Source organism: Pseudomonas sp. EA_65y_Pfl1_P113, assembly GCF_963970525.1.
Lineage (GTDB): Bacteria > Pseudomonadota > Gammaproteobacteria > Pseudomonadales > Pseudomonadaceae > Aquipseudomonas > Aquipseudomonas tritici.
Map to the genome: position 1 here is coordinate 1 of NZ_CAXAQM010000044.1, position 17628 is coordinate 17628.

At 56.6% G+C, this 17628-nt stretch carries 15 protein-coding genes and 3 pseudogenes; 10 read left to right on the forward strand and 8 right to left on the reverse strand.

Annotated features, from left to right (window positions below):
• Window positions 1-666 precede the first annotated feature (666 nt).
• The 4 genes from AACY52_RS25375 to AACY52_RS25390 form a co-directional block, all read right to left on the reverse strand.
• Window positions 667-885 (reverse strand): hypothetical protein, encoded by a 219-nt coding sequence (locus AACY52_RS25375; RefSeq protein WP_028621461.1) that lies wholly within the window; start codon window positions 883-885, stop codon window positions 667-669.
• A gap of 342 nt (window positions 886-1227) precedes the next feature.
• Window positions 1228-1794, reverse strand: a complete 567-nt coding sequence (locus AACY52_RS25380; protein WP_339428088.1) for a recombinase family protein — start codon at window positions 1792-1794, stop codon at window positions 1228-1230.
• 176 nt (window positions 1795-1970) lie between these two features.
• Window positions 1971-2771: a hypothetical protein gene (locus tag AACY52_RS25385; protein WP_339428074.1), complete on the reverse strand. Its 801-nt coding sequence runs from the start codon at window positions 2769-2771 to the stop codon at window positions 1971-1973.
• A 51-nt stretch (window positions 2772-2822) separates the two neighbouring features.
• Window positions 2823-3041, reverse strand: a complete 219-nt coding sequence (locus AACY52_RS25390) for a helix-turn-helix domain-containing protein (protein ID WP_082631614.1) — start codon at window positions 3039-3041, stop codon at window positions 2823-2825.
• 103 nt (window positions 3042-3144) lie between these two features.
• On the opposite strand from AACY52_RS25390, the gene AACY52_RS25395 reads away from it, so the two are divergent.
• Both AACY52_RS25395 and AACY52_RS25400 read left to right on the forward strand, forming a co-directional pair.
• Window positions 3145-3345, forward strand: coding sequence for a hypothetical protein (locus AACY52_RS25395; protein ID WP_057978384.1), 201 nt, complete (start codon window positions 3145-3147; stop codon window positions 3343-3345).
• A 40-nt stretch (window positions 3346-3385) separates the two neighbouring features.
• Window positions 3386-3991, forward strand: coding sequence for an SPOR domain-containing protein (locus AACY52_RS25400; RefSeq protein ID WP_339428073.1), 606 nt, complete (start codon window positions 3386-3388; stop codon window positions 3989-3991).
• Between the two features lie 175 nt (window positions 3992-4166).
• On the opposite strand, the gene AACY52_RS25405 is transcribed toward AACY52_RS25400, so the two are convergent.
• Window positions 4167-5111, reverse strand: coding sequence for a recombinase family protein (locus tag AACY52_RS25405; RefSeq protein ID WP_339428072.1), 945 nt, complete (start codon window positions 5109-5111; stop codon window positions 4167-4169).
• Between the two features lie 49 nt (window positions 5112-5160).
• On the opposite strand from AACY52_RS25405, the pseudogene AACY52_RS25410 reads away from it, so the two are divergent.
• The 7 genes and pseudogenes from AACY52_RS25410 to AACY52_RS25440 all read left to right on the forward strand — a co-directional run.
• Window positions 5161-5328: pseudogene (locus tag AACY52_RS25410) on the forward strand (FKBP-type peptidyl-prolyl cis-trans isomerase); the annotation flags it as partial.
• Between the two features lie 6 nt (window positions 5329-5334).
• Window positions 5335-5940 (forward strand): GNAT family N-acetyltransferase, encoded by a 606-nt coding sequence (locus AACY52_RS25415; protein WP_339506805.1) that lies wholly within the window; start codon window positions 5335-5337, stop codon window positions 5938-5940.
• Window positions 5941-6501: 561 nt separating this feature from the next.
• Window positions 6502-9207, forward strand: a complete 2706-nt coding sequence (gene mgtA / locus AACY52_RS25420) for a magnesium-translocating P-type ATPase (RefSeq protein WP_339419493.1) — start codon at window positions 6502-6504, stop codon at window positions 9205-9207.
• A gap of 16 nt (window positions 9208-9223) precedes the next feature.
• A complete protein-coding gene (locus tag AACY52_RS25425) occupies window positions 9224-9940 on the forward strand; it encodes an MgtC/SapB family protein (protein WP_339419491.1) in 717 nt (238 codons plus the stop codon).
• Window positions 9941-10242: 302 nt separating this feature from the next.
• Window positions 10243-10869 carry a response regulator transcription factor gene (locus AACY52_RS25430; RefSeq protein WP_339419489.1) on the forward strand — a complete coding sequence of 209 codons (627 nt, stop codon included), beginning with the start codon at window positions 10243-10245 and terminating at the stop codon, window positions 10867-10869.
• 1 nt (window position 10870) lies between these two features.
• Entirely contained in the window at window positions 10871-14485 is a 3615-nt protein-coding gene (locus AACY52_RS25435; protein WP_339419487.1) for a transporter substrate-binding domain-containing protein, read from the forward strand.
• Window positions 14486-14619: 134 nt separating this feature from the next.
• Complete coding sequence (locus AACY52_RS25440) at window positions 14620-15048, forward strand: chemotaxis protein CheY (RefSeq protein WP_339428068.1); 429 nt, start codon at window positions 14620-14622, stop codon at window positions 15046-15048.
• Here AACY52_RS25440 and dkgB read toward each other — a convergent pair.
• Window positions 15045-15863, reverse strand: a complete 819-nt coding sequence (gene dkgB / locus AACY52_RS25445; protein ID WP_339419483.1) for a 2,5-didehydrogluconate reductase DkgB — start codon at window positions 15861-15863, stop codon at window positions 15045-15047. The two genes, AACY52_RS25440 and dkgB, sit on opposite strands and share 4 nt — an antisense overlap.
• Before the next feature lie 108 nt (window positions 15864-15971).
• Window positions 15972-16208: pseudogene (locus AACY52_RS25450) on the reverse strand (iron ABC transporter substrate-binding protein); the annotation flags it as partial.
• Between AACY52_RS25450 and AACY52_RS25455 the strand changes: the two are divergent.
• A pseudogene (locus tag AACY52_RS25455) lies at window positions 16200-16474 on the forward strand (flavodoxin family protein); the annotation flags it as partial. The pseudogenes AACY52_RS25450 and AACY52_RS25455 sit on opposite strands and share 9 nt — an antisense overlap.
• Window positions 16475-16531: 57 nt before the next feature.
• On the opposite strand, the gene AACY52_RS25460 reads toward AACY52_RS25455, so the two are convergent.
• Window positions 16532-17614 carry a 3-deoxy-7-phosphoheptulonate synthase gene (locus AACY52_RS25460; RefSeq protein WP_339419481.1) on the reverse strand — a complete coding sequence of 361 codons (1083 nt, stop codon included), beginning with the start codon at window positions 17612-17614 and terminating at the stop codon, window positions 16532-16534.
• Between the last annotated feature and the right edge of the window lie 14 nt (window positions 17615-17628).

The following is a 17628-nucleotide window of genomic DNA, read 5'->3' on the forward strand; positions in this document are numbered from 1 at the left end:
ACATCGTTGGGTTTTACAACAACGAGCGGCTGCACTCAAAACTGGGATATCTGCCACCGACCGTTTACGAACGGGCAATGGCGTCGAAACCACCTATCGAGGTGTCCGGAATTAGTTGACCACTACAGAGAAAGCTTCAATTTTGAGTCCTCCGGTGTTTTCTCCCTGCCGAAATTACCCCCGTCCCCTAGAAATGTAACTGCTATACCTTTCCACAAGGCGCATTGCCGGACAGGAAAATATGGAGCAGGGAAATGAATGGGAAGTATGCCGCAGTTTTATCAGCATCTCTTCTTGGGGCTTTATCGACCATGCCTAACGCCAGCGCGGAGGAATACCGCCAAGTGACCTTGGTAACAGATACAGTCCTGTGTTTCGCGAGGGGGGATTGGGACAAGATTGTTGCGGCGTCCATTGACGAGGACGCAGATCAGGCTCAGCGGCTACTTGACGGTGGCAAATGCAGGATGTTGGACAAACCAATGCGAGTTAGCTACCTAGACCCGGCGTCTGGTGGCAATGCTTTGGTCCAATTGCCCAGTGGTAAGACTGCCTACACTTCCCAAAACTTTATTAAAGAGTAAGCCCCCCGAAATCGTGATGTCCATCAGCGCGATGGCCGTCAAGAAAGCCCTGCACGCAGGGCTCACATCCGAAGCGTAAGCATTACATCCTCTTTGGCATTCCGTGTTCTTCCATAAACTCAGAGAATTGCGTCCAGGTAAGATTGTATTTATTTACATGATTGCCTGATGGAAGCCATTCGATGTTGCCTTGGCTTATGAGAATAGTGCCGAGCTTGCCACCATCCTTTTTCACTTCAACTTCTACGTCCTGACGCTGCACCAGCATAGATTGAAGATTGATCTTTACTTCGTGAGCCATGGCGCCTTCCCTTGCAGTGTTGTGACGTTTCGATGGTAGCTAGGGATGATAGCAAGTCGCCCTTCACCTTCCCCGTTTTTCCTTCTATGAAATGGCTAGCTTAGAAGAGGGCAGGGGATTCGCAAATATTGGCGCTAGGGCACCACGGTTAAGATCAGCAACAAATGAGAACGTATCTCATCCATACGATGTGGAAATATGAGAGCCTTGGGGTGGCTCACTGGCTACCCCTGACAGGGAGAGGGAAGAAGAGCTATCACGTCTCAGAGGGGCTGAAACCGCCTAGAAAAGACGGTTCTTGAGGGGGAGCAGCCTAAGTCTTCGTCTCTCTGCGGATCGCCATTACTTGTTCCAGTGACGCTTCACTGTAGCTATGCCAATGTTCAATTCGTTAGCAGCCTGTGCCTGAGTTTTGTCTTGAGCTTTGAGGCGCTGAACATTTGCTGTGGTGTCTGTGGCTTCAGGACGTCCAAGCTTCTTACCCTCTGCTTTGGCCCGCAGCAAACCTTGCTGTGTACGCTCGATAAGCAAGTCACGTTCAAACTCTGCTACCGCCCCTAGCACTTGCATGGTCATCTTGCCTGCTGCACTGGTCAGGTCTACACCGCCAAGAGCGAGGCAGTGAACACGGATGCCATTCTCTGCCAAATGTTCGACTGTCTGACGTACATCCATCGCGTTGCGCCCCAGACGGTCAAGCTTAGTAACGATCAGTACGTCACCCGATTCCATACGTTCTAGGAGCTTCTGGAAGCCTGCACGCTCCTTTGCAGCGACGCTACCCGACACCGTTTCTTCCACTACACGACTAGCCTGTACATCGAAGCCAGCAGCTTTCACTTCCTGCACCTGGTTTTCAGTGAACTGGTTGGAGGTGCTGACTCGGCAGTAGAGGAATGTGCGTGACATGATGTTGGCTCCGGTATCGTTTAACGTGGTATCAGTGTACCAAGGTATCAACAATATGCAAGGTCTATTTTGATGATACCTAATACCGCCTGTCAGGAAGGTATCGTTTAACGGTCGTTTGATGATGCCAAGCTTTACATGGCTCATGCTGGTAGCCGCGAAGGCTAGAAACAAAGCTAAGCGGGCGCTTTCTGTTTCGGATGCGGAATGGCGACACACACTGCCGAACCTACCCGAAAGCTTTCCTGTTTCAGCACTGCTGCTGTTTGCTGCTTGAACTGCGTAAGAATCTGCCCGGCTATGTTGTCGCAATAATGAATCATGCGATTGCCAATCGTGTCTCTCTTATCTGCCGAGGCGTAGATGAGGGCGGCATGGCTGGGTAGTAAATGATCGCCATAGTAGGGGCGCTCGCGGGCATTGATTGCTGGGTGAGCTCTCAAGTCATGATCTACGATGACGCCTAGCCGGCTTGAACGTAGATGTGGGGTGTTCATGTGGCGAGTCAAAGCCAGGTGCCAGCCCAATGGCTCGTGGGAAGCTACGAAGTTTGGGTCTAGGATCAGGTAAGTAACGAGCGGTTGAAAGATGGATTTCTCGTGAAGGGATCGCAGCGGCTCAGCGATGACACTGACAGTGGCTGCACTCACCACGTAACCGTCGAATCTCGTCGGTCCTTGGTCATCCGCGATTGTGTTCGTGTCCACCGCCGCAAGGTAGTCGAAGCGAGCCTGTAATTCTTGGGTATAGGTTTCCGGCAGGCTGAAGTCATGTGCAGGGGTTGAAAGAATTATCTTGTCGCCTTTGGCTTTTGGGTGAGAAAGCTTGCGGTGAATTGAGCTAGGGTTTATTTCAACGATGGTTACGCCGCCACTTGGATCAAATCTTACTGTGAGCTGCGAGACGAAGTCTGTTGCGTGACCATACACGTAGTCGTCGCGAGGTATCTCGTGGACACCTTTGCTTTTTTTGGCCACGGGATCGCTTCCTTTTGATGATGTGGCGATGAGTGTCAGCCAGACAGTCTTTCAGAGCCCGTCAAGAAGCTTTGCTAAGGATATACCAAGTGCGTCAGCAAGAACCTTAATTGCATCTAGGCTTGGGTTGGCGCCACCGGTTTCTATACGGCTCATGTACGTCCGGGCGAATCCGCACGTGTCCGCGAAAGCTTCTTGAGTCTGACCTGTGGCAAGACGAAGCTCTCGTACGCGGTTTCCGAATGATTTGCGGAGTGGGATGGATTGCATCCGCGTATCGTGTGGTAATGTACACTTATCGTGAACACACTAATCGTGACATCGGCTGAATAGATCATCTTCTACTCAGTCAGCGGACGAAGGGGAAACAGAGATGAAAGACAGTATCATTAGGCTCAACGATTACCTTTGTTACTTTGCCATTGTTGCTGTTGCATTCGCGGGGTATGCGATCTATGGCGAATGGGGGGCAATCGGAGGCTTCATAGCTGGGGCGGTGATGGCTGGTTTCTGGCTTGTCCTCAGCGGGATTTATGACGAACTGAAGAAAATTACTGCATCACAAGGGCTATAGCCCGTATGGCTTCTCTAGAATTGTGTAAGGACGTACAGGAATGAAAGGGAAAGCCCTCGTATTTTCAGCTCTAGTCGTTTTGCTTTCCGGATGTGGTCCCTCCGTTGATGCCGTGAGTCAACAGGCAAAGCTGTCAGTTCAGGAAAAACTAGACACCGACGAAAACCTTAAAAAATACGAACTAAAAGTTCGAAGCGTCACGGCAATTCATGAATCAGGTAACAAATACAAGGGCATGGCTGAAGTTGAAATTGATGGTGAGAGCCATCAAGTCACGATAGATATCATTGCGGATGGGAAAAACATTTTTTGGGAAGCGAAACCCATGGCGTTTGCTTTCGTACTTCAGCAAAAACCGAAGCCCTCTCAGACTGCTCCTATCGCTACTACTCAGGATGGCATTTTGTGGAGCGTACAAGTAGCATCACTTTCATCTGAAACAACTGCTCTGAAGATGATGGCATATCTCAAACAAGCCGGATATATCACTTATTTGACTCAGGCAGACGGTAAAAGTCGGATATTTGTTGGCCCGGTGAATGAGCGGGGAGAAGCAGACCGTATACGAGATAAATTGACTAAAAACCATCAGATTAATGGTTTCGTGGTCAGGTATATCCCCCAGCAGACTCCTACCGCTCAATAGACTCACCGTTATTATTGCAAAGGTGTCAAAGCCGTTTGGGCATACGTGAGTGCGTACCCCTCTACGAAAGTAGGAAATGCTTCTGAGTCCCAAGGCCCACCGACAGCCTCACCTTTAACGAGTACTGCACCATTTACCCAACTACGGAAAACGGCAGTTAAGTCTCTATATAAGCCTACGGCTGTTGTCGCTGACGATTCAAGCACCTCATACTGTGGGGGCGTCCGTCCTTGTTTTGCATTATGTAGTTTCCGCCACAATGCCCGCACTTGACCAAACCAACGAGTAAGTGTTTTGCCGTCTTCACCGGTCGTGTTGTCTTCGCTTCCTTGCCGCGTTGCTGGGCACGAAAGAAAAGGTCCGGCTCAATGATTGCGGGGTAAGCGTTGGGGATGTCATTCCAGTAGCCGAGCACAGTCCTGTTGCGTAGCCAGCCCTCGATGGTTGGACTTGAGCATTTTGCTAGCTCTGGTTCCCCAGTTTCTCGCATGCGGACAGAGATAGTTGCCTTGCCCACGCCAGCCGCGTACAACTCGAAAGCTGTCTTAACGTGCTTGGCAATCCGGTCTATCACTTTGCCTTCCACAGTTAGCCAGGCAGGCGTCCAGCGTTTCACCTGTTCTCCGGCTTTCGCCTTCTCTTCACGTATCCTGTACGACGCTGTTACACGGCGGGAGAGGGCTTCGGAGTATTGGTTTGCAGCTTGGATTTTCGCCATCAGCATGTAGATGTGTGAGCCGTTTACGCTGGCACGGTTGTATGTGTTCCCGTCATCAAGAGTGACTATAGAGACGCCAGCTTTAAGGATTGGCGTGAGTAGGTCGAGCATGTCAACGGTGTCCATCCGGCCTGTTCGGTCGATGGCTTCCACCAATACAACATCACCTTCTTTGATGGCTCCAGCCTCGACAGCACCTAGCAGTTTGCCGAAGCCACCTCCAGCTTTGATGTGGTCGCCGTGATAGCCAGACTTTGCCAAATCCTCGAACTTCAACCCGCTCAGTAGGTATTCGGGATTTCTAGTTAACCACTCAGCAATCATGGCGGTCTGGCGCTCTACCGAGCTACCACCGTGCTGTCGGAAGCTGGAAAATCGTACATATGAGATAGCTTGTTTCATGTGTTCTCCTGATGCTTGAAAGCATATCAGCTTTCAGTGTCACATCTGAAGAAGCTGGGACCAGGGGCTGATGGGCATGCAGGTGGGCGGTGTTCGGACCTTGTTCGTGCCGGCGCATCTGGCGTATGGCGAACGGTCGATGGGCGCGCATATCAAGCCCAACAGTAATCTGTGTTTTGAGATTGAGTTGTTGGAAGTGCTGACGCGGGATGATTGAGGGCGGATGAACAGGGATGTTGATGAGCACGTGTTGCCCGGTTGCTCTGTTGCAGGTACTCGGGTGGTTGAGCTGTGCGCTAGCGACGAGGCCGAGCTGCAACGTTTTTTCGAGCGAGCGCCGGATTACTTCATTGCGGTGAACGGCGAGCCCGCCACGCCGACTGAAGCGCGCGAGGAGTTGCACGGGCAGTTGCCCACAGGATGGACGTGCCGCCGGATGTATTGGCTGGGTTATCGCGATGCTGACGACCAATGGGTCGCGGTGGTGAACATTGCGGCGGACTTGCTGGCGAGCGGTGTCTGGCATATCGGGCTGCTGCTGGTCGATTCCTGCCTGCATGGCACTGGCCTTGCGCAACGACTGCATGCGGACCTTGAAGAATGGGCTGCGAAGAAGGGCGCCCAATGGCTGCGGTTGACGGTGGTTATCGGCAATATCAAAGCCGAGCGTTTCTGGCCCAGGCTTGGGTATGCGCAGGTACGTACGCGGGAGGGCGTCACGATGGGACGGCAGGTGAACCGGGTGTCGATTCAGGTCAAGGCGCTGGCGGGTGGGGCGGTTGAGGATTACTTGAGGCTGGTGGCGAGGGATAGACCGGGTACCGCGTAGCAACTGATGTACGCTGTCCGAAATGTGGGCTTGCTCGAGAATGCGGTAGCTCAGTCGACATCTGCAGTGGCTGATACACCGTCTTCGCGAGCAAGCCCGCTCCCACATTTAGATATCTGGAGGGTTCAGGAAGATGCGTTCCTGAACCCTCCCTGAAGAATCTTCTTATTCCTCACGCAGACACTTTTCTGCGGTTTACGCTCCTGAACTCGAGGCGTAAGCTTCGCGCGTTTTCATCAATAGCGGAGACCCTCAGTGGGTACTTGTTCGAGTGACAGTAGTCGGCCGGTTCTGGTAGCCGGCACAGGCTTGGCAAGGTAACGCGCATTCTTCTGATGCCGTTGTCTCGCCAATAAAAGCGAGAAACGGCATCCCGGCAGCAGCCAATCCTGGCGCCTGCCCGAATCCCTCTCATCGACGCTGACCAGCACCTGACTCACCTCGGGATGCTACGGACGCGCCTGCCTTTACGGTGGGCGGGCCAAGCTGACTGTGCCTATAAAATGGCGCGGGGCAGACGGCCGTACCTGCACGAGTGTTTCCTCGCGCAGGAGTAACACCATGAACTTCACGCTGCTCAAAGAGTTCTTCGCCGGCTTCCTGCGGACCCGGCATATTGCCCGGCATTTCCGCCGCCTGGCGATGCTCGAAACGGTGACTGACGCCAGTGTCAGCCGCGAAGTACCACCGACCCTGGCGCAAACCCTCGTGGTCTCGGCCAACAACAGTGCCGTGCAATTGCTCGGCACGCTAGGCAGTCATTGCGAAGGTTTGAACACCCAAGAGGCCGATGCCCTGCGCGTGCAATACGGCCTCAACGAAGTCGAGCATGAGCAACCGCTGCCCTGGTGGGTGCACCTGTGGCACTGCTACAAGAACCCGTTCAACCTGTTGCTGACCCTGTTGGCGGTCATCTCCTGGCTGACCGAAGACGTGAAGGCCGCCACGGTGATTTTTTCCATGGTGGTGCTGTCGACGTTGCTGCGTTTCTGGCAGGAGGCCAAATCCAACAAGGCCGCCGATGCCCTGAAGGCCATGGTGAGTAACACCGCCACGGTGCTGCGTCGCGATGAGGCCAAGCGCATCGAGTTACCGATCAAGCAGTTGGTTCCCGGCGATCTGATTGTACTTTCGGCCGGCGACATGATCCCGGCCGACTGCCGTGTGCTCAGCGCCAAGGACCTGTTCGTCAGCCAGGCGGCGATGACCGGGGAATCGATGCCGGTGGAGAAGTTCGCCCACCAGCAGGACGCCAACACCCGCAATCCGCTGGACCTGGAGAATATCCTGTTCATGGGCACCAACGTGGTGTCCGGCGCGGCGACGGCGGTGATCCTGACCACCGGTAACAGCACTTATTTCGGCGCGTTGGCCCAGCGTGTGACGGCCACCGACCGCGCGACCACGTCGTTCCAGCACGGTGTTAACAACGTCAGCTGGTTGCTCATTCGGTTCATGTTCGTGATGGCACCACTGGTGCTGTTTATCAACGGTTTCACCAAGGGTGACTGGACTCAGGCGCTGCTGTTTGCATTGTCGATTGCCGTGGGCCTCACCCCGGAAATGTTGCCGATGATCGTCACCTCCACCCTGGCCAAGGGTGCGGTGTTTCTGTCGCGCAAAAAGGTCATCGTCAAGCGCCTGGACGCGATCCAGAACTTCGGCGCCATGGACGTGCTGTGCACCGACAAGACCGGCACGTTGACCCAGGACAGGATTTTCCTGGCGCGCCATGTGGATGTGTGGGGCGAAGAGTCCGACGATGTGCTGGAAATGGCCTACCTCAACAGCTACTACCAGACCGGCCTGAAAAACCTGCTGGACGTGGCAGTGCTGGAGCACGTGGAGGTGCATCGCGAGCTGAAAGTCGGCACCGCGTTCCACAAGGTCGATGAGATCCCGTTCGATTTCAATCGTCGCCGCATGTCGGTGGTAGTGGCCGAGGAAGGCTTGCCGCACCTGTTGATCTGCAAGGGCGCTGTGGAGGAAATCCTCTCTGTGTGCAACAACGTGCGCCATGGCGACACCAACGAGGCGCTGACCGATGAACTGCTGGCACGTATTCGCCAGGTCACCGCTGCGTTCAACGAAGAAGGCCTGCGCGTGGTGGCCGTGGCCGCGCAACCCATGACGCCGGGGCGCGACACTTACAGCCTGGCGGATGAGCAAAACCTCACGCTGATCGGCTACGTGGCTTTCCTCGACCCACCGAAGGAAAGCACTGCTCCCGCCCTCAAGGCGCTCAAAGCCCATGGCGTTGCGGTAAAAGTGCTGACCGGTGACAACGAGCTGGTCACCGCCAAAATCTGCCGTGAAGTGGGCCTGGAGCAACAAGGCCTGCTGATGGGCAACGATATCGAGGACATGACCGACGCCGAGCTGGCAGAGGCCGTGGAAACCACCAACGTGTTCGCCAAGCTGACGCCGAGCCACAAGGAGCGCATCGTGCGCCTGCTCAAGGCTAACGGACATGTGGTGGGCTTTATGGGCGATGGCATCAACGACGCGCCGGCGTTGCGTACCGCCGACATCGGTATTTCGGTGGACAGCGCGGTGGATATTGCCAAGGAAGCCGCCGACATCATCCTTCTGGAAAAAAGCCTGATGATCCTGGAGGAGGGCGTGCTGGAGGGGCGGCGTACCTTCGCCAACATGCTCAAGTACATCAAGATGACCGCCAGTTCCAACTTCGGCAACGTGTTCTCGGTGCTGGTGGCCAGTGCATTTATCCCGTTCCTGCCGATGCTGCCGATGCATTTGCTGGTGCAGAACCTGCTGTATGACATTTCGCAGATCGCGATTCCGTTCGATAACGTCGATGAAGACATGCTCGCCAAGCCACAACGCTGGCAACCGGGCGATGTCGGCCGCTTCATGCTGTTTTTCGGGCCGATCAGTTCGATCTTTGACATCACCACGTTTGCACTCATGTGGTATGTCTTCGATGCCAACACCCCCGACCACCAGACCCTGTTCCAGTCCGGCTGGTTTGTGGTGGGGCTGCTGACCCAGACGCTGATCGTGCACATGATCCGCACCCCGAAAATCCCGTTCCTGCAAAGCCGTGCGGCGATGCCGTTGATGGTGATGACCGGTGTGATCATGGCCGTGGGGGTTTTCCTGCCGATGGGGCCGTTGGCGCATTACTTTAAATTGCAGGCGCTGCCATCGCTGTACTTTGTGTTCCTGCCCGTGATCCTGCTGGCGTACATGGCCCTGACCCAGGCGGTGAAGGGTTACTACATCCGTAAGTTTGGCTGGCAATAAACAGGGACGATTTCCTTTGCAAGCAATCAACAACATCAACCTCAATTCCCTGATCGACACCCTGGTCAGCCTCACTGCGGCATTCATCCTTGGCGGCCTGATCGGTTTCGAGCGTCAATACCGCCAGCGCACTGCAGGTCTGCGCACCAACGTGCTGGTGGCGGTGGGCGCGGCGATTTTCGTCGACATGGCCAACCGTCTCGGCGGTGCGGAAGGTGCGGTGCGCGTAGTGGCGTATGTCGTGTCGGGCATCGGCTTTCTCGGCGCCGGTGTGATCATGCGTGAAGAAGGCAATGTGCGCGGGCTCAACACCGCCGCCACGCTCTGGGCGTCGGCGGCAGTGGGGGCCTGCGCGGGTGCCGACCTGATCCTCGAAGCGCTGCTGGGCACGCTGTTCGTGCTGGCGGCCAATACCTTGCTGCGGCCGATCGTTAACACTATCAACCGCCAGCCGCTGGATGTGGTGTCGGCGGAGGTGACCAATATCTTGTATGTAATCGCTCGACGTACCCAGCAGAAAGCCGTGCTGGCCTTGTTGGAAGCTGAGCTGGCGCGTTGCAATTACCCAGCCAGCGATGTTGACGTGCGCCCCTTTGGCACGGAGGAAGTAGAAATCGAAGCCACCCTGGCCGTGACGTCGGTCGACGGTGACGAGTTGGACGCGCTGGTGGAAAGGATATCGATGTCGACTCTGGTGGTGCAGGCGTTCTGGAGTCCGAGTACCACCGAGTAGCCCCCCCCCGGCTGCCAGGCTCTGTCCCGCGCAAAGCTGACTATGCTACTACGAGGAAAAATCCTACAAGCAATCGAGATGATCCCTTCATTTGATAAGGCGCGACGTTGCTAAGGTTGCGCGCTTGCGCCTCAGGAACAAGGGCGCGGCTCTACGTGTTTACCGTGCTTTATCAAAAGTAGGGGTCTGTACTGCCTGAAGTGTCAAGCAGAGTAATCAGCACCGTTTGTCGGAACTGTTACTTTTCACAGGTAGATAGGTCCCGTGTGATATGTAAGCGTACTGATCCCTCGGGGAGTCTTATGAGCAAAGCTTTAATTGTGGATGATCACCCTTTTATACGTGCCACCGTGAAGTACCTGTTGAAGCAGGAAGGATTCTTTGAAATATATGAAGCAGGCAACGGTGCAGACGCCATGCAGATTGCTCGTGAGAAATGTCCGGACCTGGTCATCCTTGACCTGGCGATGCCCAAGCTTGGCGGGCTGGAGGTGATCAGCCGGATCAAGGCGTTGGAACTGCCCTGTAAAATCCTCGTGCTGACTTCGTACCTGGCGGTGTTCTTTTCTACCCGCTGCATGCGCGCCGGAGCCATGGGCTTTGTTAACAAGACCGGTGAACTGGACGAGTTGCAAAAGGCGATCAGGGCGATCAGGTCCGGTTACAGCTGCTTCCCCAGCGTGGCCACCAGTTCGGTGCGCCGTGATGATTTGCAGACCACCGAGCAAGAACTGGTGCACGCGCTGTCGGATCGCGAATTGACGGTATTGCAAAAACTGGCGCTGGGCCAGGGCAACAAGGAAATCGCTGAGGAGATGTTGTTGAGCCACAAGACCATCAGCACCTATAAGACACGACTCAAGGAGAAGCTGCGTATGTCCTCGGTGGTGCACCTGTCCAAGTTTGCCCAGCGCAATCATCTGATCTGAAATGACCATCTCCCGGCTGTTGATTTTCATGGCCATCCTGCTGATGGGGCTGTTGCCCTGTGCAGCGATGGCTCTGGATGAGCCACATACACTGCGGCTGTTCGGCCATTCAACGCTGGAAAACCCACGTCTGGAACTTGAGGAAAGTGACTGGCGCTGGCTGCGCGAGCAACGGATGTTGGTGATGGGGGTGTCAGCACCTGACTACATACCTTTCGACCGGTCCAACGGAAACGACTTTGAAGGCATTACAGCTGACTATGCGTGGCTGATCAGCCTGATTTTAAACATTCCTATTGAGGTTCGACGCTACGACACTCGTGATGAAGTCATCGAAGCGCTCAAACTCGGTGAGGTGGATTTAGTCGGGTCTGCCAACGGTTACGAAGCGGCCGATAAGGCACTGATACTGTCGCGTTCCTACGCTAGTGATCAACCCGTGCTGGTGACCCGCTCGGGTGACAGTCATTCATTGAGCGCCGACCTGGCTGGAAAGCGCGTCGCGATGCTTTACCACTATATGCAGCCTGACGCTGTCCAGGCCTTTTACCCCCACGCGCAACTGCAGCTGTACGGCTCGACGCACCAGGCTATCGGCGCCTTGGCGTTCGGTCAGGCGGATGTCTACTTGGGCGACGCTATCAGCACCCGCTATCTGATCAACAAGAACCACCTCAATAACGTCCGCATGGCAGATTTTTCCGCACTGGAGGTCAACCCGTTCGGGTTTGCCTTCAACCAGGACAACGAGCGCCTGCTGAATATCATCAACGAAGCGCTGGCCGTTATCCCGGCCAACCAGCAGATGGAGATCCTGCGCCGCTGGAGTGCCGGTGACAGCGGTTTCCTGGCTGCCGACCGTTTGCGTTTGAGTGAGAGTGAGCAGCGTTGGCTGCAGAAGCACCCACGGGTGAAAGTTGCAGTGCTCGATAAGTTCGTGCCGTTGTCTTTTTTTAATGAGCAAAGGCAGTTTGTGGGCTTGAGTGACGAGGTATTGTCGCGCGTCAGCTTGCTTACGGGCTTGAAGTTCGAAGTGGTGCCAGGCAGTTCGCAGCCTCAGCAGATTGAAGAGGTCAGTACCGGCAGAGTGGATATGCTGGCGGTGATCACGCCCAGCGTCGAGCGGTCCGAAAAGCTGCGCTTCACTCGGCCTTATCTGTCCAATCCCTATGTGTTAGTGGCGCGTACCGGTGACGAACGCCTGGTGACGCTGGAGGACATGCCTGGAAAACGCCTGGCATTGCTCGCCGGTAGCACGCTCTCCGTGCAGATTGCCCGGGACTATCCAGGCATCGAGTTTGTCAATGTCGAGAACCCCGAGCAGGCCATGGATCTGGTCGCCAAGGGCAGCGTCGATGCGAACGTTATTTCGCTGATCAGTGCACGCTACATGATTGCGCGCCATTACCGTGATCGCTTGCGTATCACCAGCACCGTCGGTACGGAGCCAGCGCGCATTGCCTTCGGTGTCAATCGCAGCCAACTGGAGCTGTATTCGATCCTCGAAAAGGCGCTGTTATGTATCACGCCTGAAGAAATGGACGAACTGACCAACCGTTGGCGCAGTGAGATCATCATCGAAGACAGCTACTGGATCAGCCATCGCAACGTGATTATCCAAGGGTTTGGCCTGGCCGCGCTGCTGCTGCTGATCACACTGGGCTGGGTGCTCTACCTGCGTAACCTGATTCACAAGCGCACACAGGCCGAACGGGCCCTGAGCGACCAGATGCGGTTCATGAGCGTTCTGATCGACGGCACTCCGCACCCGATTTACGTGCGCGATCGCCAGGGCCGGTTAATGGCCTGTAATAACGCTTACCTCGATGTATTTGGCTTTAAGTTGGAGGACGTGATCGGCAAGACCGTGGTGCAAACCGATACGGGCAACCCGCCCCAGGCGCAGTCGTTCCACGCCGAATACTTGAGCTTGATGGCACGGGGGGAGCCGCAGATCCAGGATCGCGTACTCAAGGTTCCCGATGGCGGTGTACTAACCATCTACCAGTGGATGCTGCCGTACCGAGATAGCAATAGCCACGTTGTAGGCATGATTGCAGGTTGGGTGGATGTGAGCGAGCGCCAGCGGCTGTTGAGCCAGTTGCAGACAGCCAAGGAGGACGCAGACTCGGCAAACCGTGCCAAGACCACATTCCTCGCGACCATGAGCCATGAGATCCGCACGCCGATGAATGCCGTGATAGGCATGATCGAATTGGCCCAGAAAAACGCCGAGCAGGGCCGCGTCGATCAGGATGCGCTGGAGGTGGCGTCGATGGCATCCCGAAGCATGCTGGAATTGATCGGCGATATTCTAGACATTGCGAAGATAGAATCCGGCCACCTGTCCCTGACCCTCGCGCCGGCCAATCTCCACGAGTTGTTGGCATCTGTGGCGCGTGTGTTTGAGGGGCTGGCGCGGGACAAAGGTTTGCAGCTGCAAGTGGATCTCGATCCGATGATTGACCGCCCGGTGCTCATCGACCCTTTGCGCTTCAAGCAGGTGGTGTCCAATCTGCTGGGGAATGCCATCAAGTTTACCGCCACCGGTCAGGTGCGCCTGGGTGCCCAGTGCGCCCCGGCGTTGGCCGGGGACCACTTGAACCTACGGTTGTATGTCGAAGACACGGGGGTTGGCATCAGTGCTGAAGATCAGCAGCGTTTGTTCAACCCATTTATCCAGGGGAGTAACAACGACCAGTCGGCGCGCAGTGGTTCCGGACTCGGGTTGGCGATCAGTCGCAACCTGTGCGAGATGATGGGCGGTCAACTGCACTTGAGCAGTGTGCTGGGCAAGGGGACGCGGGTGGACGTGACGTTGGCGCTGGCGTTGACCCGCGCAGCACGGGTTTCGACTTCCGTCGCAGGTGTTCCACCGACGCAGGCGTTGAACCTTCTGGTGGTCGACGACTACCCGGCCAACCGTTTGTTACTGACTCGTCAACTGAGCTTCCTTGGGCATCACATCGTCACGGCCGAAGATGGCGCCGAGGGCTTTGCACTGTGGCAGGCCGGGCATTTTGATGGCGTCATCACTGATAGCAATATGCCGGTTATGGACGGTTACACGCTGGCACGTGATATCCGTGCCCAAGAGCGTCAGCGTGGTCTGGTGCCGTGCCTGCTGCTGGGGTTCACCGCCAACGCCCAGCCGGAGGAAACCGAGCGCTGCAGGCAGGCGGGCATGGATGGTTGCCTGTTCAAACCGACCGGCCTTGATGATTTGCGTGCGGCGCTGGCTCCTCGCACCGCAGCAGCCGTGAAGGGTGAGGTCGAGTCGGTGTACGACCTGAGTACGCTGACTGCGCTGACAGGCGGTGACACTGCCGCGCTTAACGAGTTACTGATGCCATTGCTCATCAGTCTTGCAGACGATCGCGTGCTGTTGTCGACGCTGAAAGATCACGCGGATATCGCCAAGTTGCATGACCTGGCTCATCGCGTTAAAGGGGGCGCTCGCATGGTCAAGGCCCACAGTTTGGTCGCCTGTTGCGAAGCCTTGGAAGGGGCGTGTGAAAGACATGACCACCAGGCATTGGCGCCTGCGATACAGGCGCTGGACGCGGCCATCGATGGTTTGCACCACAGCCTGAGCCAGCACAGCAAGCAGGCTTGACTGAGCTGGATAGCCATTCGGCGGATTTGGGAGAACGCCTACATGGAAGGGTAATAAGCCTGATTTTGTCTTCGGTATATGTCTGGAAAATGGGCCTCGCTCACTGACGAGCACTGCCTGCCCAGGGGTTTGCCATGCCAAACAAAGCACTGACTATCCTGATTGCCGATGAGCAGCACCTGCAACGCCTGTACATCGAGAAAATGCTCAACCAGTTGGGGTATCACCGGATCGTACCGGTGCAGACCTTCGAAGAGGTCCAGCTACTCACTGCTATCCCGGCCCAACCTTTTGACGTGCTGATCATCAGTGCGGGGCTGGCGGTCCACGCTTGCGGGCCCCAACCCCAGGCACATCATGTGCTGGTCTACGATCACCAGGACCTGAGCCTGGATCTGAACACCCCCGCCGATGCAACGCCGGCGGTGCTGGTACGGCTGCCCGGCATGCCGGATAACGTCAACCTCGAACACTTCATGGACATCATCGACCCACCCGCAGCCACCACCGGCCTGCGGGTTTTGCCTTGGCTGCGGGAGTTATCGCGCGCGCCTGTGGCCTAGTCCCACTGTGGCGCGATACCTTTCGGGCTGGTCAGGCGATGGCCGCGCTCCAGTTCGGCAATCTGCGCCATGTCGGCCGCACTCAAGGTCAGTTGCAAGGCCTTGAGGTTGCTTTCCAGGTTGGCACGTTTGGTCGACGATGGGATGACCGCGTAGCCCAGTTGCATGGCCCAGGCCAACGTCACTTGCGCCGGGGTAGCCTGATGGCGCTCGGCGATTTGCTCAATCACCGGGTCTTTGAGCACTTCGCCGTAGGCCAGGGTCATGTATGAGGTGATCTGGATACCGTTAGCGGTGGCAAAATCCACGACCTTGCGATTTTGCAGGTAGGGGTGCATCTCGATCTGGTTGGTGGCGATGTTCTCGGCACCAACGGCGGCAATCGCTTGCTTCATCAGGTCGACGGTGAAGTTGGAGATGCCGATCTGGCGGGTCAGGCCCAGGCGTTTGGCTTCAAGCAGTTGGCCCATGAATTCGGCGACAGGCACCTGGTCTTCCGGCGATGGCCAATGGATCAGGGTGAGGTCCAGATAGTCGGTTTTCAGTTTGCTCAGGCTTTCACGCAGGCTTGGAATCAGCTTGCCTTTGGCGAAATTGGCGATCCAGATTTTGCTGGTTATAAACAGCTCATCGCGCGGTATGCCGCTGTCGACAATGGCTTGTCCGACGTCTGCTTCGTTCTCATAGATCTGCGCGGTGTCGATGACGCGGTAGCCCAGTTCCAGGCCGGTGCTGACCGAATCGATCACCACCTGGCCTTGCAGGCGGAAGGTGCCTAGGCCGAAGGCCGGAACGTTTTGCGTTGGGATAGACATCAGTAACTCCTGAAGGGGTGTAAACAATGGAGTCGAGTATCCGCTCGTCGTTCCTCTGGAAAAACCGCCGAATCCGAAAAGGACTCTTTACCCCAGGTCACGAGTATGGGCGCGTGCCAGGTCGGCATCCAGCGCATCGCTCAACATTTGCGCGCTGGGGGGGGGCAGCAGGGCGCCGAGGGTGAACAGGTCCTGGCGGATATGCCCGAAGTAATCCAGGGAGTGACCGGCGCAGGCTGATTCCCGCAGGTACGATGCCGCCCCCTTATTCGCCAGCCCGGTGCGCGAGGTGATCCCATCGCCGAAGGTACTGGCAAAGCCGCCAACGAAGAGGGCCGGGCGCTGCTCACGGTCACCTTGGGAGGGCCTGAGCATATGTTCGGCTAGGGCGCGCGGATATGTTGCGACCGATTCTGCGCGGGATGCTGGCGTATGGGGGCTATGACGTATTGGCGCCGTTTGTGGCGTGGCACGCTCCGTATATCAGCGCTGAGGCGCACCAGGATTTCCTGCTGGGGTATGAGATACGGCGGCAAGGATTGGCGGATGAGCAGCCCTTGGTGTTTCCGAAACTTGAGCAGTTTGATGAGGCGTTGTACCCACGTCTCTGAACCGAGCATTGATCAAATGTGGGAGCAGGCAAGACAGCTCCCACACATCGATCTTCATCAGTCAGTGATGTTTCGTTGTCCGCGCAACCGCTCCGCCGCACTGCGCAGCAGTTGCTCGGTGCTGCTCCAGCCCAGGCAACCATCGGTCACTGACACGCCGTACTTCATGGACGCGCTCAACGGCTGGCAACCTTCGAACAGATGACTTTCGAGCATCATGCCGATCAGCGCGGTGTCGCCCTGCAGGCGTTGCTCCAGTACGTCGTTGAATACGGCCGGTTGACGCAACGGATCCTTGCCGCTGTTGGCATGGCTGCAGTCGACCATGATCCGCGCCGCCACCTTGGATTTGGCCAAGTCGTGTTTCACCTGCGCCATGCTTTGCGCATCGTAGTTCGGCCCACGGTGACCGCCGCGCAGTACCAGATGAGTATCGGGGTTGCCCGGGGTCTGGATGATCGCCGGGTGGCCCTGGCTGTCGACGCCGAAATGGCGGTGCGGGTGTGAGGCCGAGCGCATCGCGTCAGAGGCTATCGCCACGCCGCCGTCGGTGCCGTTCTTGAAACCCACGGGTATGCCCAGGCCGCTGGCCATTTCGCGGTGGATCTGCGATTCGGTGGTGCGCGCGCCAATCGCGACCCAACTGAGCAGGTCATCGAAGTAGCCGGCGGCCATGGGTTGCAGCAGCTCGGTGGCTACTGGCAGGCCCAGGCGCAGCATTTCGCGCATCAGTTCGCGCGACAGCGTAAGTCCGGCAGCCATGTCATCGCTGCCATCCAAATGAGGGTCGTAGGCCAGGCCTTTCCAGCCGATGGTGGTGCGCGGTTTTTCGACGTAGGCGCGGATCACCAGCAGCATCTGGTCGCTGACTTCAAGCGCGAGCTTCTTCAGGTTGCGCGCGTATTCCATGGCCGCTTCCGGATCATGGATCGAGCACGGGCCGACAATCACCAGCAAACGTGAATCGTCGCCATTGAGGATGCCGCGTACGGCTTGGCGATGGGCATGGACCTGCTCGTTGAGGAACGGGCTGAGCGGCAGCTTGAGCTTTAAATCAAGGGAACTGGGCAGGCGCTGGGTCAGGGCTTCATTGGCGCTGGTCAGGGCAGAGAGGGGCAGGGCGGCAATGGCAGTGTTCATATTCAAGGCTTCCT

What these genes read in the sequence shown, in the direction of transcription:
- AACY52_RS25380 (WP_339428088.1), bottom strand. Translation starts at nt 1,794, where the DNA reads ATGTCACGCACATTCCTCTACTGCCGAGTCAGCACCTCCAACCAGTTC.
- dkgB (WP_339419483.1), bottom strand. Translation starts at nt 15,863, where the DNA reads ATGTCTATCCCAACGCAAAACGTTCCGGCCTTCGGCCTAGGCACCTTC.
- AACY52_RS25400 (WP_339428073.1), top strand. Translation starts at nt 3,386, where the DNA reads ATGAAAGGGAAAGCCCTCGTATTTTCAGCTCTAGTCGTTTTGCTTTCC.
- AACY52_RS25390 (WP_082631614.1), bottom strand. Translation starts at nt 3,041, where the DNA reads ATGCAATCCATCCCACTCCGCAAATCATTCGGAAACCGCGTACGAGAG.
- AACY52_RS25375 (WP_028621461.1), bottom strand. Translation starts at nt 885, where the DNA reads ATGGCTCACGAAGTAAAGATCAATCTTCAATCTATGCTGGTGCAGCGT.
- AACY52_RS25460 (WP_339419481.1), bottom strand. Translation starts at nt 17,614, where the DNA reads ATGAACACTGCCATTGCCGCCCTGCCCCTCTCTGCCCTGACCAGCGCC.
- AACY52_RS25395 (WP_057978384.1), top strand. Translation starts at nt 3,145, where the DNA reads ATGAAAGACAGTATCATTAGGCTCAACGATTACCTTTGTTACTTTGCC.
- AACY52_RS25440 (WP_339428068.1), top strand. Translation starts at nt 14,620, where the DNA reads ATGCCAAACAAAGCACTGACTATCCTGATTGCCGATGAGCAGCACCTG.
- mgtA (WP_339419493.1), top strand. Translation starts at nt 6,502, where the DNA reads ATGAACTTCACGCTGCTCAAAGAGTTCTTCGCCGGCTTCCTGCGGACC.
- AACY52_RS25435 (WP_339419487.1), top strand. Translation starts at nt 10,871, where the DNA reads ATGACCATCTCCCGGCTGTTGATTTTCATGGCCATCCTGCTGATGGGG.
- AACY52_RS25405 (WP_339428072.1), bottom strand. Translation starts at nt 5,111, where the DNA reads ATGAAACAAGCTATCTCATATGTACGATTTTCCAGCTTCCGACAGCAC.
- AACY52_RS25415 (WP_339506805.1), top strand. Translation starts at nt 5,335, where the DNA reads ATGAACAGGGATGTTGATGAGCACGTGTTGCCCGGTTGCTCTGTTGCA.
- AACY52_RS25430 (WP_339419489.1), top strand. Translation starts at nt 10,243, where the DNA reads ATGAGCAAAGCTTTAATTGTGGATGATCACCCTTTTATACGTGCCACC.